This is a genomic window from Desulfosporosinus sp. Tol-M2, assembly GCF_059735615.1.
Genome location: NZ_JCAIJG010000057.1, coordinates 1 through 16,013, shown reverse-complemented (window position 1 = coordinate 16,013; position 16,013 = coordinate 1). Strand labels below are relative to the sequence as shown.

Here is a 16,013-nt window from a genome sequence, read left to right as displayed (position 1 = left end):
GACAAGGGGGACACTATAAACATCTTTAACCAGATAATCGTGTACTGTCTCTGTCAGCTTCATATGTTGTTTCACAACACTAGTACATAAACAGTTCTGTCCTCTCCGGCTATCTAACCTAATGAATTCATTGTTTAACATTGTCAGCCACCAGCATTCTAAAAAAACTTAAATAATTTTCTAAATGCATTTTATGCTCTCTCATTGTCTAATGTTCATTTTTCAACAGGCTTAGTAATCCATACAAATTCCGCCTGTTAATTTATCAAACCCTACAGCCTACTACTGAAAAAGAGGCATTTGCCGACGGGGAGCATATAATAAAAAAGAGCTGCATTTAGGTGACCATGATGGTATGCCCCCACAGTCTAAGTTCTGTGAATTCTGCCGTATAGTAGCATCCGCCGAAACAGGTACATGTGCCAGATATGGTAGATTCGGTCTCCAAGGGTCAAGGCATAAATTAACTATGCCGAAGCAAAAAAATGGACGATTTGAAAGGAATGTTTAGAGATGGCTAATAATGATAAGCGCAAAAAGAGAAATAAGGTATTTGCAGCGGCTATGATTGGGAGTCTTTCAGGAGCAGTGTTTGGTTTATTACTGGCTCCAAAGAGCGGACAGGAATTGCGCCAGGATATAACTGAACAGGGCCACAAGTTGGGAGACAAAGCCGTGGAAATCAGGGACAAGGCGCAGAGTGCCTGGCAAAATATCGAAGATAAAACCGAGAAAACGATTGAGAACAGTAAGAGTTGGATTCAGAAAGGAAAACTATTGCTTAGTAATTTGAAAACACTGGTAGATGAAATTCGGCATGGTGCTTTGACAAAGAAATGTTAATCCCTACTACACAGTAAAAGCCCCTGAGTAATCAGTGACTTTGGTAAAATTGAGGTGATACAGCTCAATCTGTGCACCCACTTAAGCTATACTTAATAAATTTATATTGAATTTTTCCATAGTTTTGCAGATTACTTTCAGATTTTAATTTCCACGCTTTACTCTTATCCAAATTAATGAAATATTTATCTGCTGGATATTTGTTCTCTATCCTGGTTACATATGCTTCAGTACAAGAAGACAAAAGTTGAGAATAAACTGATTCTCCGCCTATCACAAAAACTTCATCAGAATTATACTTTTCCAGTTCGCAGAATAGTTCATCCAGGGTACGGCATATTGTTACCTTTCTATTATTAAAACCCTCGTTCTTACTAAGAACGATATTAACTCTGTCCTTCAAAGGTTCTTTTCCGGGCAATGATTCAAATGTCTTCCTCCCCATAATCACAACTTTACCTATAGTCATCTGCTTAAAAAACTTCATATCCTCAGGAATACGTTCTAATAAGTTGCCTCTATAGCCAATTCCCCAATTCAAATCAACGGCAGCAATAGCTTTCATCTATACTCTCCTTTTCAAACAGCAACGGGAATATCTCTAATCTGCGGACCACTCTGATAACCCTCTAATACAAAATCTTCGACTCTAAAGTCATAAAAATCTTTTTTATCGGTGTTAATCAACAGCTTTGGCGCCGGATATGGGGTCCTTTGGATTAGTTCACTAATTAATGGTATATGCCTATCGTATATGTGCGCATCAGCAATAACATGTACAAACTCTCCAACCTCCAGGTTACTTACTTGTGCCAGCATATGTACAAGAATTGCATACTGACATACGTTCCAGTTATTTGCAACAAGAATATCCTGTGAACGTTGATTTAATATGGCGTTAAGTTTTCTGCCCGTAACATTAAGGGTCAAACTATATGCACAAGGATATAAATTCATTTCATGCAGATCATTATGATTATACATGTTAACAATAATCCTTCTGCTATAGGGAGTCTTTATTAAATCATATAACACCCTGTCAACCTGATCAAATTCCCCTTCATGGTACTTGTGTTTGATTTTCAATTGATATCCATATGCTTTTCCAATTGACCCTTCTTCATTAGCCCAACTATCCCAAATTCCGCTATTCAGCTCATTAATATTATTGGATTTCTTTTGCCATATCCATAATAATTCGTCGATTGCAGCTTTTAAGTTTGTTGGTCTTAAGGTAAGAATGGGGAATTCTTCTGAAAGATCATATCTATTAATAATGGCAAACTTTTTAATAGTATAAGCCGGCGTACCATCCGCCCATACGGCTCTTACAACCTCACCTTCAGAAGAAATCCCATTTTCAAGGATATCCTTGCACATTTTAATAAAAATATCATCAGCTTTACACACAATAGACTCCTCACTCATGGTATTGTTATACCATGCATTTCTTTGATCTTCTTCAGAAATACTAAACTAATGTTATACTTCTTGGATAAGATATAAATTTTACAGAGTTTATATTATCTATGGAAAAAAGGCAAGCGCCTAATGCCAAGAATATTTTCTATGCATAATTATTCATTTCCACTTATAAAATTACATAGTTTATGATATAATTACCCTGTTAACTCCATATGAAGTAAGTTACCTTATCTTGAAGAAGGGGGGAAAGTTATGCCAATACGAACTGACATCCACAAAGTACTCATTATTGGTTCCGGTCCGATCATTATTGGGCAAGCTTGTGAATTTGACTATTCCGGAACACAGGCATGCAAAGCCCTGCGAAAGCTGGGTTATCAGATCGTACTTGTCAATTCAAATCCAGCGACAATTATGACAGACCCGGAAATGGCTGATGCAACCTATATAGAACCACTGAATGTCAAAAGCCTGACAGAGATCATTGCTAAAGAACGCCCTGACGCCCTGCTCCCAAATTTAGGCGGCCAGTCAGCTCTCAACTTGTGTTCCGAACTGTATAAGACGGGAGTTTTAGAAAAGTACGCAGTTAAAGTCGTTGGTGTCCAGGTAGATGCTATAGAACGAGGTGAAGACCGAATCGCCTTCAAAGAAACGATGACTCAGTTGGGGATTGACATGCCTCGCAGCAAACCAGCCTACAATGTTGAAGAAGCTGAAAAAATTGCTCAAGAACTCGGTTATCCTGTAGTTATCCGTCCCGCCTACACTATGGGAGGCACGGGCGGAGGTCTGGTCTATAATGTTGAAGAGTTAAGGACGATCGCCAATCGGGGAATCGCCGCCAGTATGGTTGGCCAAATTCTTGTTGAGGAATCCGTGCTTGGCTGGGAAGAATTAGAACTGGAGGTCGTTCGGGATGCTAAAAATCAGATGTTAACCGTATGCTTCATTGAAAATATTGATCCTATGGGTGTGCATACGGGTGATTCTTTTTGTTCAGCTCCAATGTTGACGATTAGCACTGAGCTTCAACAACGCTTGCAAAAAATGTCTTATGCCATTGTTGAAGCGATCGAAGTCATTGGCGGAACCAATATTCAGTTCGCCCACGATCCGATAACCGGCCGAGTGGTTATTATTGAAATTAATCCTCGTACATCTCGTTCCTCGGCTTTAGCTTCAAAGGCCACGGGCTTCCCCATCGCTTTGATTTCAGCAATGCTGGCTGTCGGTTTGACCCTTGATGAAATTCCTTATTGGCGAGATGGTACCCTCGATAAATATACCCCTTCAGGGGATTATGTCGTTATAAAATTTGCCCGCTGGGCCTTTGAAAAGTTTCCCGGCTCGCATGATAAACTGGGGACACAAATGCGCGCTGTCGGTGAAGTGATGAGCATCGGCAAGAATTATAAAGAAGCCTTCCAGAAGGCCATTCGTTCTCTCGAAATTAATCGTTCCGGATTAGGCTTTGCCAATAATTATCACCAATGCTCCTTAGAAGAATTGTTAACGCTTATGACAGAGCCCTCGAGTGAACGTCAGTTTATCATGTATGAAGCCTTACGCAAAGGTGCTGATATTGAACAACTCAACATGTTAACCAAAATTAAACCCTGGTTTATTCAGCAAATGAAAGAGCTTGTTTCCCTTGAAGAAACAATCCTCCAGTATAAAGCTGGGTACTTACCTGACGAATTGTTAATCCAAGCTAAAAGGGATGGTTTTGCCGACCGTTATTTAGCCATGCTCTTGAATCTGCCGGAAACAGAAATCCGGGAGCGCAGAATCGCTTTAGGTGTTGTTGAAGGATGGGAAGCTGTTCCGGTGAGCGGCGTCGAAAACGCCTCCTACTATTTCTCCACCTACAATGCTCCCGATCAGACAAAGGATTCTGCTAATCGGCAGAAAGTGATGATTCTTGGCGGTGGTCCGAACCGTATTGGTCAGGGGATTGAGTTTGATTACTGTTGTGTCCATGCGGCCTTTGCCCTACGTGATTTAGGTTATGAAACCGTTATTGTTAACTGTAATCCAGAAACGGTTTCTACAGATTATGACACCTCAGATAAGCTGTACTTTGAACCTCTGACTGTGGAAGATGTCTTAAGTATTTATGAAAAGGAAAAACCTCTTGGGGTCATAATTCAATTCGGTGGGCAAACTCCCTTGAATATCGCGGCCGAACTAGCTAAAGCCGGAGTAAAGATTCTCGGTACGACTCCCGATACGATCGACCTGGCCGAAGACCGTGATCGGTTCCGTCAGATCATGGAGAAACTGGATATTCCCATGCCGGAATCGGGTATGGCCGTTAATCTTGAAGAAGCACAGACAATAGCCGGTCAAATCGGCTATCCTTTGATGGTCCGTCCTTCCTATGTTTTGGGCGGCCGCGGGATGGAAGTTGTTCACGATGAGGGCATGCTTATTCAGTACATGGCTACAGCCGTCGGGGTTACTCCCGAAAGACCGATTCTAATTGATCGCTTCCTAACGAACGCTATCGAAGCAGAAGCAGACGCCATCGCCGATGGCACCGACGCTTTTGTCCCAACGGTCATGGAACACATTGAATTGGCCGGTATTCACTCTGGAGACTCAGCCTGTGTAATTCCGCCGATTAGTATTTCTGCTCAACATATTGACACCATTGTGCAATACACTCAAAAGATTGCCAAAGAGCTACACGTGATCGGCCTGATGAATATGCAATACGCCATTGCACATGACCGGGTTTATGTTCTGGAAGCCAATCCGCGAGCTTCACGAACCGTTCCCCTGGTGTCAAAGGTCTGTAATGTTTCGATGGCCAGAATTGCAACTGAAATAATGGTGGCTTCCGTTACCGGCCAAGAATCCCGTGTTAAACGTCTGGTCACCAAAAAAATCCCTCATTTTGGCGTCAAAGAGGCCGTCTTTCCGTTCAATATGTTTCCGGAAGTCGACCCGATACTTGGGCCGGAAATGCGTTCAACGGGTGAGGTCTTGGGAATAGCCGATTCGTTCGGGCTTGCTTACTATAAAGCACAGGAAGCCGTCCAGTCTCCCCTTCCCACCTTTGGAACTGTTCTGCTCAGTGTGAACGATCAAGAGAAATCAGCTGCCCTGGAAACTGCCAAGTTATTTTCTAAACTGGGCTTTAAAATTAAAGCAACGGAAGGAACGCATAAGTTTCTGAACGAAAACGGAATTCAGTCCGATAAAATTAATAAATTACATGAAGGACGTCCAAATATCGTCGATGGTATTACAAATCACGAGATTAACCTTGTGATCAATACCCCGTTCGGAAAACGCGGTCAACATGATGACTCCTATATTCGTAAAGCTGCTATCAAATATAAAGTTCCGTATATCACAACCATAGCGGCAGCCTTGGCGAGTGCCAAAGGAATTGCAGCCTATACGGAAAATGACTATAGAGATGCCCCGTTAAATTCTTTACAAGAATATCATTTAAAAATAATAGACTAGGAAAATACCGTGCTTTCACTCTGCCCTGGATTCTTAAATCGAACGGAAATTGTCGTGCCCGACGGGCTCGTATCAATTTGAATTGCAGCGTTATGCCTTGCGGCAATGCTGTAACAGGTGGCCAGCCCCAAACCAGTACCGTTCTCTTTGGTGGTGAAGAAGGGGGTTCCTATCTTCTCAAGGTCATCAGGCTTTATGCCATTTCCCTCGTCCCCCACGGCCAAAACGACTTCATCGCCATTATTGAACGTACTAATAGTCAACTTACCACTCCCTGGCATCGCTTCCAGTCCATTCCGGGAAAGGTTTAAGATGAGCTGGCGAATTTCTTTCTTATCCAGTAGCAAGACATCTGTATCCTGCAGTTCCAGTATAATCTCCTTGTCACTGACCATTGCGTCCGCCTGTATCAACGGGTACATGTTTTCAATCAGCCCGTTCAGACTCATGGGTTTTAAATCTACAGCCTTGTTTTTGGCTAGGCTCAGAAATTCTGTAATAATGGAATTTGCCCTGTCAAGCTCTTCAATCATCAGTTCAAAATAGCCCTTAGATTGTTTGAATTCTTCTTTCTCCCCCAGTAACTGCAGGAAACCTCGCACTGTAGTCATTGGATTTCTGATTTCGTGACCGATCCCCGCTGCCATTTGTCCCACAAGGTTCAACCTGTCCAAGCGGGCCATTTCTTTTTCGAACATCTTACGGTCAGATATGTTGTTATGTAAAATGGACAAACCCTCGTCGAACGGATAAACATACACTTCATACGGAAGATTATACTGGAATATACTTTTGATCTCAAAATTAATACTTTCCTTCCTGTTCAAAGCTTTCTCTAAGAGAGGTTTATATTCGGATAATTCAGGGAAGATTTCCCAAATAACTTGCCCTTTTAATTCTTCCCTCCTCTTCCGGAAATATTTCTCCGCCTCTTCATTGACAAAGGTGAACTGCCACTGTTGATTTAGGGTATAGATGGCACCCGTGATGCTTTCGAGAATATTATTAAGCTCCTGGCTGGTCTTCATGAGCCTTTTCCCAATTTTTTTTCGTTCTGATATTTCTTCTTTGAGCTTTTCATTGGCCAGAAAAAGTTCGCAGGTTCGCTCTTGAACGAGCTTTTCCAGGGTAATGTAGCGTTCTTTTCGCTCCTTCTCCAACTGTTTTCGTTCGGTAATGTCCCGCACGGAGCAAACAAGTATCTGCTGCTCCCCAATGCTGGCCACACCGACCTGAATCTCTGCTGGAAAAACTGTCCCGTCTTTACGCATGGCAATCGCATCCAAGACCTGGCTGCAGTTGCTTGTGATCTGGTTATTCTTTTGACCCAGAAAAGAAGATTTCTCTCCGGGTAAGAGCCTGGAGACATGCTGATTCAACAGTTCCTCAAAGCCATAACCAAACTTTTCTGTCGCCGCGGGATTAGCATTTAATATCTGACCCGCCCCGTCCAAGGTAAGCAAAGCGTCCGTGCAAGTTTCTCCGAACACTCGGGCAAGCGCTTCGGCCTTGCGCAATTCTGAAGTAGTACACTCCAGGTTTGCGTTTATTTTTCTAAGTTCTTCAGCCCTTCGCCTCAACATATCATTTTGGAGCTTGATTTGCTGACGGTGAAGGTGCAATTTAACAAAGGCTTCCACCTTCAACTTTAATGTTACCGGGTGGAATGGTTTAAATATATAGTCAATCGCTCCCAAGGAATACCCCTGCTTGATATTTTCCTCGCTCTGGTAAATCGCCGTAATGAAAATAATGGGTGTAGCCTCATTACTTTTTCTTGACCTAATGAGCCTGGCTGTTTCAAAGCCGTCCATTACCGGCATCTGCACATCCAGTAAAATCAAGGCAAAATCGTCTTTCAGTAAGCACTTCAAGGCTTCTTCTCCGGAAGTGGCAAAAATCAGATGGTAGTCTGGCGATTCAAGCACTGCCTCTAAAGCCCGTAAATTCTCTTGGTGGTCATCAACAATTAAGATTTTCATTTTTCCCTCATTCTTTGGTACCCTAGAACCCTTTATTTTTTTCATTGACCTAACGTCGTTACTACTCTTACCTTCCGATAAATTTTCTCTTCCTTATCAAAGGCTTCGTAACAATGAGAATAACTATTAAAAGCGATGTCCTCTTTTTTGCCCAACCCCAGAATACCCAGCGTGCACAAGCTCTCATAAAACAGCCCATGCACACGGTCTTGGAGGACCCGATCAAAATAAATCATTACATTTCGGCAAATAATCACATTAAACTCATTAAACGAATGATCGGTAGCCAGGTTATGTTGGGCAAAAACAACGTTCTGGGTTAGAGACGGGTGAAAGACTGCTTTCCCATCACTTACCTTATAATACTCCTCAAACTCATTCTTCCCCCCGGCTAATTGGTAGTTATCCCTATATGCCCGCATATTTTCTAAAGGGTAACCTCTTTCCTTGGCCTTTCTTAACAAATCTTCGTTCATATCCGTGGCGTAGATCTTAGTTTTGTGGTATAACCCTTCCTCCTGGAGAATGATTGCCATGGAGCAAACTTCTTCACCGCTGGAACAACCCGCATGCCAAATTCGGACATAAGGGAGTTCTCTGAGCAGCGGAACCACGTTCTTCCTGAAAGACTTAAAGAATTGTGGATCTCGAAACATCTCTGATACGTGAATTGAAAAATCCGAGAGCAGCCGTTCCATAGTTTTAGGGTCATGCAGAACCTTTTCAAGCAGGCTAGTAACGTTTTTCAACCTTTCAGCCCGGATGCGATACCATATTCTGCGTCTTATGGAAGCAAACACATAACTTCGAAAATCAAAACCATAGTAACTGTAAATCCCCTCTAAGAGCAGATGTATTTCGATTTCTTCTAATTCATTACAACTCTCCGCTACCGTGCTTTTCATTTCTTTCTCTGTATTCATGATATCCACCTATCTATAAAGCCAGATCTTAATTAAAGAAAATAGCTGTTCCAGATTTACCGGCTTGCTGATATAATCCGACGCACCCGCTTCTATACACTTTTCTCTGTCGTTTTTCATGGCCTTCGCCGTTAGGGCGATAATCGGCAGGTTCACATACTTAGGAATTTGGCGAATGCGGCCTAATGCTTCGTATCCATCCATCTCTGGCATCATAATGTCCATCAGAACTAAGTCGATGTCTGGGTTTTTTTGCAAAACCTCAATACCATCTCTGCCATTCTCCGCAACCACAACGTCTATTTTCTGATTTTCCAGGGCTATGGTAAGAGCAAACACATTCCGAATATCATCGTCCACAATCAATATCTTCTTGCCTTCCAAGCGCGCGTTCCCGTTCTCCACTCCTTGAGATTCGTCCTCAGACCGTACTACTGTTGAAACGGGCCCAACAGATTCCGTCTCGTGGGCAGGAGAATCATCGCTAGTTATAGCAGCTTCGTCGCAAAATATCTTCGAACCTTCTTTCTCAACATTATTGCCTGGCACATATAAGGTAAACGTACTCCCCCTGCCCTCAACACTATCAATGTCAATAAGCCCGCCTAACAACTCGGCGATTTTCTGACTGATGGTCAGGCCTAAACCTGTGCCCCCATATTTCCTTGCAGTTGTCCCGTTCGCCTGCTGGAAGGCCTCAAAAATCATCTCCTGCTTATTCTCAGAAATTCCTATGCCCGTGTCTATCACGGAAAAGGCCAGAACCCACTCCGCGTCCCTAAATAGGGGATTTTTTGCAACAAAATGTTCTTCCGCCCTCCAGATACGCAAAGAAACACTGCCACGTTCCGTAAATTTAAACGCGTTGGATAATAAATTCTTTAAAATATTGAAAAGCTGGTGTTCATCTATACAAGTGGTTTCCGGTAGACCTTCACTCATTTGAATATTAAATTCCAGTTTCTTTTGGCGTGCCACAGGAAGGAAATATCTTTCGACATACTCCTTTATTTCCGCTAACTCCACGACGGTAGGGTTTATTGAGACCTTGCCCGCCTCTATCTTTGAGAGGTCAAGTATATCATTTATCAAAGTCAATAGTTCATTTCCGGAAGAAAAGATGGTTTTCACATGTTCTACTTGACTGGGAGTTAGGTTGCCTTCTTTATTCTCCGCCATAATTTGAGAAAGGATCAGCAGACTGTTCAGCGGCGTTCGCAACTCGTGGGACATATTGGATAAAAACTCCGATTTATAGTTTGAACTTCCTTCAAGTTGCTGAGCCTTTTCTTCAAGGGCAACCTTAGTAATTTCCAGTTCCATTGCCCTCTTTTCAGATTGTTTATATTCCTCCTCCAGCTTCTCATTAAAGGTTTTAAGCTCCTCCTGCTGCAGTTGAAGTTCTTCCGACTGGGACTGAAGTTCTTCCGTTTTGGCCTGAGAATCCTTCAGCAGTGTTCCGATCTCCATGTGGGATTTAACCCGGTGTATGGCAATCCCAATACTCCTTTCGGCCACAAATTCCAGAAACTCTATCTGAAGGTCATTACAAGGTTGGAGGGATGCCAGTTCTATGACAGCCTCTACTTCTTCTCCACACACCACGGGAAGTATGACAATACTTTTTGGTGATGTTGTGCCCAAGCCGGAGCTAATCTTAATATAATCACCGGGGACCCTGTCCAACGTTATCCGCCTGTTTTCCAATGCACACTGCCCCACCAGTCCTTCCCCCAGCTGAAAAACCTCCTTGGCCTCGACGGATTCCAGTGGACTACCAGCATAGGCAGCGAACTTTATTAAGCACTGTTTGTCTCCGTGTCTCTCTTTGATATAAAAAACTCCATAACTTGCTTCGACCATAGGGGTTATAGATGTAATCAAACTGTGCGACATAGTATTTAAATCCTCGAATCCCTGGCAATTGTCGGAAATTTCTTCGATCGCAGCCTGCAACCAGACTTTCCTATCAAAATTATCATGGAATTCTTTTTCAAGCCTGGTGTGTTCTTCCAGGGACCCGGCCATCTCATTATAGGAAGAGGCAATTTCCCCAACCTGACCTTTTGCGCGGATATGGACGCGCGGCAAATCAACGTGCTCTTCCATCGAGGAAAAACCGCTCATAACAGTCAAGACTTTGCGAAGGTCTCCCGAAACCTTCTGTATGTACCAAACGGTTATCCCAGCTCCGACAAACACTGTCAGCAGTAAGGAAAAAAGTAAGAACTCAAGTACTTGGTTATTGACAGTGGCCGACGACTTCAGTAAGTCGTCCATGATCGTATCTTCAAGATTTTTCAATTCCTCAACATATTTCAATATCTGACCCTGTTCCAACGCTCCCTCATTTATCACCCGGACAGACTCCGCTTTTTTGCCGGAGGAAACCAATGCAATGCTCTTTTCCTGCAGTTCTGTGTAACCGAGATTTGCTGTTTTTATCTGGCTGAGCAGATTTTTTACCCTTATCTCGTCGTTGATAGCCGAAGCTTCAAGGGAATCCAGCGCCGACTCTACCTTCTGCCTGGAAGACCGGATCGAGTCAATCGTCTGCAAGAAATCCTGACTATCCGTATCCAGTAAAACAAGTTCCCTATTATACCTGCTAATATTATAGATTTCATCTTGCATTGTATTGGAATACTTAATGTTTTGATAACGCTCCAGTTTAGATTCGTCTACTTTTCTATTAGATTGATTTAAAGTATAAATCGATACCAAAATAAGTGCTGATATAATAACCACATCAAAAAAATATCCTAAGTATATCTTCGTTTTGCGCCTCATACTTTTCGTCCTTTCAGCAAAATAGATTTATCTCAAGCGGGTATATGTAATTATCTCTTAAATTTAATCGAAAATTTCGACAATATCTTTGAAGGCATTCGACATTTATTAATCAATCTCCTTCTGGAAATATGTCGCTTTATGACAAGTTAACGTCCTAACTTAAATTTTTTTATCCTTGTGTACCATACTCGCTATAGCACTCAGCAATTGGCAACGAAAGAGGATTATGGCGACGTGCCGTAATCCTCTTTCGTTGCTTAAATGTCGGGCAATTATTGAACATTCTGAAGGCAGATCATTTGTCCGCCATGCTTAAAGATATTCATCCACATCAATACACGTTTGTCTCCAGGGAAAAGGCTTATCTTCGCCAAGGTCGGTGATAGAAATGGTATAACTATAGCCCACATTCTGCGGTTTTTTTAATCTGTTTGCTCCTTAATTGTCCACAAGCAGCATCAATATCTGCCCCGTGTTCAAGCCGAATACAACAATTAATGCCCTGCTTTTTCAACGTATCATAAAACGCCAGCATTGTCTGATGCTCGCTTCTTTGATATTGCGTATGTTCATCCACCGGATTATAGGGAATTAAGTTGACATTTGTGAGATCTCTCCTAGCACCAATCAGGTCAGCTAGTTGAAGGGCATGTTCTCGACGGTCATTCAAATCCTTGAGTAAAATATATTCCATCGTAGTCCTACGTTTCGTTTTTTCCAAATAGTAATCAACGGCCTGCATTATTTTTTCTATGGGAAAGGCTCGGTTTATTTTCATTAGCCGCGTTCGAAGTTCGTTAGTTGGCGCATGTAAGGAGATCGCTAGGTTTATCTTCAGATTAGTATCGGAGAATTCAATAATCTTATCAACGAGACCACTGGTCGATACGGTGATATGTCTTCCCCCAATGGCTAATCCTTTATCATCTGTAATAATCCGTAAAGAATCCACGACGTTTAAAAAGTTATCAAAGGGCTCGCCAATCCCCATCACCACAACGTGACTCACTCTTTCATCGTGTTTCATTTTATCCAGATAAAGTTGAACTTTCATAATTTGTTCCACAATTTCGCCACTGGATAAATCTCGAGTTTTCGTTAATAACCCACTTGCACAAAAACTACACCCCATATTACAGCCTACTTGAGTTGTGATACAAACCGACAAACCGAATTTAGGTCTCATCAAGACCGTTTCAATCAGATTGTCATCTTTTAACCTAAACAAAAACTTAATCGTTCCATCCGTTGATTCTTGCTTATAGTGTTCGTTTAATGTTTGAAGAACAAAATGATCTGCTAATAACTGAAGACACTCCTGATTGACATCAATCATTTCTGAGAAATCCGTCACCCGCTTTCTATAAAGCCAATCCCAGACTTGTGATGCCCGAAACTTTTTATGCCCATATTCCATAAGCCATGCTGCCAGTTGATCAAATGTCAATCCATAAATGGATTCTTTATTCATTTATTATCTTTAGCAAAATATCGTACAACAAGAAATCCACTAAATATCCACATCCTTTCTTTAATTACGTATTTACAGTGTCTTACATGTTGATAAGTCAGTTGATAGTTCCCACCCTACTCTGTTAATATATAACGTAATAAGGCAGTAATAATTTGATATTAGAAAGTTGAACGTACTTGGCAGATCTTTTTAGAATAATAGCTGAACAGAAAATTCAAGAAGCTATTACAAAAGGTGAATCAAAAGACCTTCCTGGGGTAGGAAAGCCCGTAAAGATCGAGAACATTTATATTTTGCTCCCTGAATTTATATTTGCCTATACTGTTTTGAAGAGTTCAGGCTATCTTAACCTAGCTGACATGGAAAATTCTAAGTGATGAAACGTTTCTACTGAACCCAAGTGATTTACTGAAACTGAAAATTAGAACTTGACAGGATTACAGTGATTTGTTACTATAAAAGTCGTTCTTATAATACGGGGCGTGGCGCAGTTTGGTAGCGTGCTTGGTTCGGGACCAAGAGGCCGTGGGTTCGAATCCCGTCGCCCCGACCACTGATATCATAGGGAGTTTCTATGTAGAAACTCCCTATTTTTTGCCCCAATACGACCAGTAATACGACCAGCACAATTACTATACCATTCTTGATCGGTTGAATTCAATACAATCTGCTTCGGTACCAAAATAAATAAAACTTGATGAGGCGCCATACGTATTTAATATTCTGCGAATCAAGCTAATTGGCATTTTTTCAGAATCCACCTCGTATTTACATAGCATATCTACTGGTACACCGGAGTGCCTTGCAGCTTCCTCCACTGTATACCCGTTCAGCTCTCTTGCGGTCCTTAATGTAATCTTAAACATCTCATCCTCCTTTTAATCACATAAAAACAAAACCCTGTCCAGCAAAGCCAAACAGGGGGGTAGTCTCCGGTCGCTATACACGGCAACCCGACTATCCTGGCCTTTTTCAAGCTGTAGACTCGCGGCTTTGCGTCCTCAGCTTTCACCGAGTTTGCCTTTATCCTTTTTATGTTTTCACCTCCTAGGTATAGTTTACTATATTAGTTATACAGCATATTGTATTATTTGTCGAATATTATTAGATATATCTTATATTCCTCGCATTGATAGGGAATTGTGCCTTTATACGGAATAGTTCCTTTGGTGATGTTGGTGCGAAATAAGATACAGGAAGTCATGTGGCTGAAAAATATTACTCAGGAAGAACTACACAGGCGGACCGGAATTAAGCAGTCTTATCTAAGCGAGATTATTGCGGGGCAGAGGGATGTTCGCATTTCAACGGCGCAAAAGATTGCTAAAGCATTGGGCAAAAGCATGGATTATCTTTGGCCTTATTAAGCGTGCAAGTCCCCGGCAGAAACGCTGGGGGCTTATTATTTTATTACGTAAATTGTCGTATAACAATTAAGAATGTCGAGGGGCAGGAAATACGCAACAATAGTGGAAATGTTTATAATAAAAAGAAAGAGGGAGTTGTTTGTTTTGTTAAAGAAAATCCTAATTGCAATCGTTGCCATCGTAGTCATTGTAGGGATTGCATCCTCAATGGGAGACAACGGGAAAACCACTGCCCCAACGTCAAACCAGTCCACAAGCAAGCCGGCTGACACTAAGCCACCCGTTGAGGTTATTAAAGTTACAGCGGTTGACTTAGCAGCCGCTTATGAATCTAACGAAGTCAAAGCCGATCAAACCTACAAGGGCAAAACTGCAGAGATTGCAGGAACGGTTGACAGCATTGGAGTCGTCTTAGATCAAACTTATGTAACTCTTTCGTCCGGAAAAGACTTTGCCATAGTGAGTACCCAGTGTTTCTTCGAGGACAAGACAGAGATTGCCAAGGTTGCCGAGTTAAAGAAAGGTGATAAGGTCACGGTGCAGGGTGTTATTGAAGGAAAATCGATGAATGTTGGAGTCAAGAAGTGTATATTAAAGTAGAAACCATGGATCACGAAATGAGCCCCCAGGCATTCATCCCTCATGAGATCTTTCTAGTTTTTACTTCTTTATATAAAAACTACCCTTACGTACCTAAACTCATAATAAACCGCATGAAATAAATATTAAGATAGCTCGAAGATTAACCGGGCTATCTTTTAATAATTCATTCGCTTTAACTTATCGCAAATTTTTACGAAACTAACCATGCAAATTATGCCATGCTCTCGTGTCATAAAAGATCAAGAATTTACTCCTGAAAAGATTGCCCAAATGTCTCCATAAGAAATCCGCTTTGAATATAGGCTGGGACGGTAATTACCAATACTCTAAGTAGGCCAAGTATTATCTTTGTCGGAGTTATTAATTTCTACAGAATCATAATAATCTTTAATACGAACTCTTTTAATCTGATAGTTGAATAAACATTTAACTAATAACTGTTTTTCAGATTCTAAAACATCGATAAATTGAACTCCATATTCATAAAAATTACCTTTCTTATTTTTCGATTTTATTATTCCTTTTAACTTAAATTTTATATCTATAAGATAAAAAGATAACTCTAAAATTATTACTATATTTATTGGAAAATCTAAAATTGTTTTAGTTTTTAAGCCGCCTTCACTAATATTTAAAATTTCTAAATTAATAAACTTATTTATATTTATCTTTTTGTTATTTATTGATAAGATCTCAGCTTTTCCATTTAAAAAATCATTAAAGTTAATTCTAAAAGAATTTCGTCTTTCTTTTTTACAGTCATTTTGCAATGTCCCCGCTTATCTTTTTTTCACAACTTTATTATCTTATTTTTTTAGTCCCGTGTCCATCTCTCTGGGGACATTTTTTATTTACTAATAGACATCTAAAAATCGTTGCTTCCTGTGGGGTTCACTACTTATATGGCATGCCTGGACTCCTGGGAGGAATCATTGCTATCTTCGTGGTTCCCGTGATCGCGCAAGCTCAAGTAATCGGTATCCTTTTTACGGTTGTCCTGGCGGTCTTAACCGGCGCAATTGCCGGGTTGATTATCAAGTAACCGATAAAAAGAAGCTGGTCTACGAAGATAAAGATGAATTTGCGACAGGCTGAAAGGTTTTCCGTAAGGAGTTAAGTTTCC

General features: G+C 41.3%; 13 protein-coding genes, 1 tRNA gene and 1 riboswitch. Of the genes, 6 read left to right on the top strand and 8 right to left on the bottom strand.

Annotated features, from left to right (window positions below; all coding sequences use genetic code 11):
- Positions 1-513 precede the first annotated feature (513 nt).
- Positions 514-843 carry a YtxH domain-containing protein gene (locus tag AC6I5A_RS03945; protein ID WP_052167886.1) on the top strand — a complete coding sequence of 110 codons (330 nt, stop codon included), beginning with the start codon at positions 514-516 and terminating at the stop codon, positions 841-843.
- A 64-nt stretch (positions 844-907) separates the two neighbouring features.
- Here the strand turns inward: AC6I5A_RS03945 and AC6I5A_RS03940 are convergent, their stop codons facing one another.
- Positions 908-1,408: a dihydrofolate reductase gene (locus AC6I5A_RS03940; RefSeq protein ID WP_034611938.1), complete on the bottom strand. Its 501-nt coding sequence runs from the start codon at positions 1,406-1,408 to the stop codon at positions 908-910.
- Positions 1,409-1,422: 14 nt separating this feature from the next.
- Positions 1,423-2,271, bottom strand: a complete 849-nt coding sequence (thyA, locus tag AC6I5A_RS03935) for a thymidylate synthase (protein WP_034611935.1) — start codon at positions 2,269-2,271, stop codon at positions 1,423-1,425.
- A gap of 249 nt (positions 2,272-2,520) precedes the next feature.
- On the opposite strand from thyA, the gene carB reads away from it, so the two are divergent.
- Positions 2,521-5,748 carry a carbamoyl-phosphate synthase large subunit gene (carB, locus tag AC6I5A_RS03930; RefSeq protein WP_034611933.1) on the top strand — a complete coding sequence of 1,076 codons (3,228 nt, stop codon included), beginning with the start codon at positions 2,521-2,523 and terminating at the stop codon, positions 5,746-5,748.
- Here the strand turns inward: carB and AC6I5A_RS03925 are convergent.
- The 4 genes from AC6I5A_RS03925 to rlmN all read right to left on the bottom strand — a co-directional run bounded on the left by AC6I5A_RS03925 (position 5,745) and on the right by rlmN (position 12,917).
- Positions 5,745-7,730, bottom strand: coding sequence for a PAS domain S-box protein (locus AC6I5A_RS03925; protein WP_034611950.1), 1,986 nt, complete (start codon positions 7,728-7,730; stop codon positions 5,745-5,747). The two genes, carB and AC6I5A_RS03925, sit on opposite strands and share 4 nt — an antisense overlap.
- Positions 7,731-7,771: 41 nt before the next feature.
- Entirely contained in the window at positions 7,772-8,653 is an 882-nt protein-coding gene (locus AC6I5A_RS03920) for a CheR family methyltransferase (protein ID WP_497900477.1), read from the bottom strand.
- Positions 8,654-8,662: 9 nt separating this feature from the next.
- Positions 8,663-11,443, bottom strand: coding sequence for a response regulator (locus AC6I5A_RS03915; protein ID WP_034611930.1), 2,781 nt, complete (start codon positions 11,441-11,443; stop codon positions 8,663-8,665).
- A gap of 400 nt (positions 11,444-11,843) precedes the next feature.
- Positions 11,844-12,917, bottom strand: coding sequence for a dual-specificity RNA methyltransferase RlmN (rlmN, locus tag AC6I5A_RS03910; RefSeq protein WP_034611929.1), 1,074 nt, complete (start codon positions 12,915-12,917; stop codon positions 11,844-11,846).
- Positions 12,918-13,096: 179 nt separating this feature from the next.
- On the opposite strand from rlmN, the gene AC6I5A_RS03905 reads away from it, so the two are divergent.
- Positions 13,097-13,297 carry a DnaJ family domain-containing protein gene (locus AC6I5A_RS03905; RefSeq protein WP_052167885.1) on the top strand — a complete coding sequence of 67 codons (201 nt, stop codon included), beginning with the start codon at positions 13,097-13,099 and terminating at the stop codon, positions 13,295-13,297.
- Between the two features lie 99 nt (positions 13,298-13,396).
- Positions 13,397-13,473: transfer RNA gene (locus AC6I5A_RS03900), tRNA-Pro, on the top strand.
- 79 nt (positions 13,474-13,552) lie between these two features.
- Here AC6I5A_RS03900 and AC6I5A_RS03895 read toward each other — a convergent pair.
- Positions 13,553-13,786 carry a helix-turn-helix domain-containing protein gene (locus AC6I5A_RS03895; RefSeq protein WP_034611926.1) on the bottom strand — a complete coding sequence of 78 codons (234 nt, stop codon included), beginning with the start codon at positions 13,784-13,786 and terminating at the stop codon, positions 13,553-13,555.
- Positions 13,787-13,864: 78 nt separating this feature from the next.
- Positions 13,865-13,952, bottom strand: a riboswitch (cyclic di-GMP riboswitch).
- 146 nt (positions 13,953-14,098) lie between these two features.
- Here AC6I5A_RS03895 and AC6I5A_RS03890 point away from each other — a divergent pair.
- On the top strand, positions 14,099-14,287 hold the full coding sequence (locus AC6I5A_RS03890; RefSeq protein ID WP_497900476.1) for a helix-turn-helix domain-containing protein: 189 nt from the start codon (positions 14,099-14,101) through the stop codon (positions 14,285-14,287).
- A 144-nt stretch (positions 14,288-14,431) separates the two neighbouring features.
- Entirely contained in the window at positions 14,432-14,887 is a 456-nt protein-coding gene (locus tag AC6I5A_RS03885; RefSeq protein ID WP_497900475.1) for an OB-fold protein, read from the top strand.
- A gap of 329 nt (positions 14,888-15,216) precedes the next feature.
- Here AC6I5A_RS03885 and AC6I5A_RS03880 read toward each other — a convergent pair whose 3' ends face one another.
- Positions 15,217-15,660, bottom strand: a complete 444-nt coding sequence (locus AC6I5A_RS03880; protein ID WP_034611923.1) for a PilZ domain-containing protein — start codon at positions 15,658-15,660, stop codon at positions 15,217-15,219.
- Between the last annotated feature and the right edge of the window lie 353 nt (positions 15,661-16,013).

Excerpts from the sequence above, each read along its gene's own strand:
- AC6I5A_RS03895 (WP_034611926.1), bottom strand. The coding sequence starts at position 13,786 with ATGTTTAAGATTACATTAAGGACCGCAAGAGAGCTGAACGGGTATACA.
- AC6I5A_RS03945 (WP_052167886.1), top strand. The coding sequence starts at position 514 with ATGGCTAATAATGATAAGCGCAAAAAGAGAAATAAGGTATTTGCAGCG.
- AC6I5A_RS03925 (WP_034611950.1), bottom strand. The coding sequence starts at position 7,730 with ATGAAAATCTTAATTGTTGATGACCACCAAGAGAATTTACGGGCTTTA.
- rlmN (WP_034611929.1), bottom strand. The coding sequence starts at position 12,917 with ATGAATAAAGAATCCATTTATGGATTGACATTTGATCAACTGGCAGCA.
- AC6I5A_RS03920 (WP_497900477.1), bottom strand. The coding sequence starts at position 8,653 with ATGAATACAGAGAAAGAAATGAAAAGCACGGTAGCGGAGAGTTGTAAT.
- thyA (WP_034611935.1), bottom strand. The coding sequence starts at position 2,271 with ATGAGTGAGGAGTCTATTGTGTGTAAAGCTGATGATATTTTTATTAAA.
- AC6I5A_RS03915 (WP_034611930.1), bottom strand. The coding sequence starts at position 11,443 with ATGAGGCGCAAAACGAAGATATACTTAGGATATTTTTTTGATGTGGTT.
- AC6I5A_RS03940 (WP_034611938.1), bottom strand. The coding sequence starts at position 1,408 with ATGAAAGCTATTGCTGCCGTTGATTTGAATTGGGGAATTGGCTATAGA.
- carB (WP_034611933.1), top strand. The coding sequence starts at position 2,521 with ATGCCAATACGAACTGACATCCACAAAGTACTCATTATTGGTTCCGGT.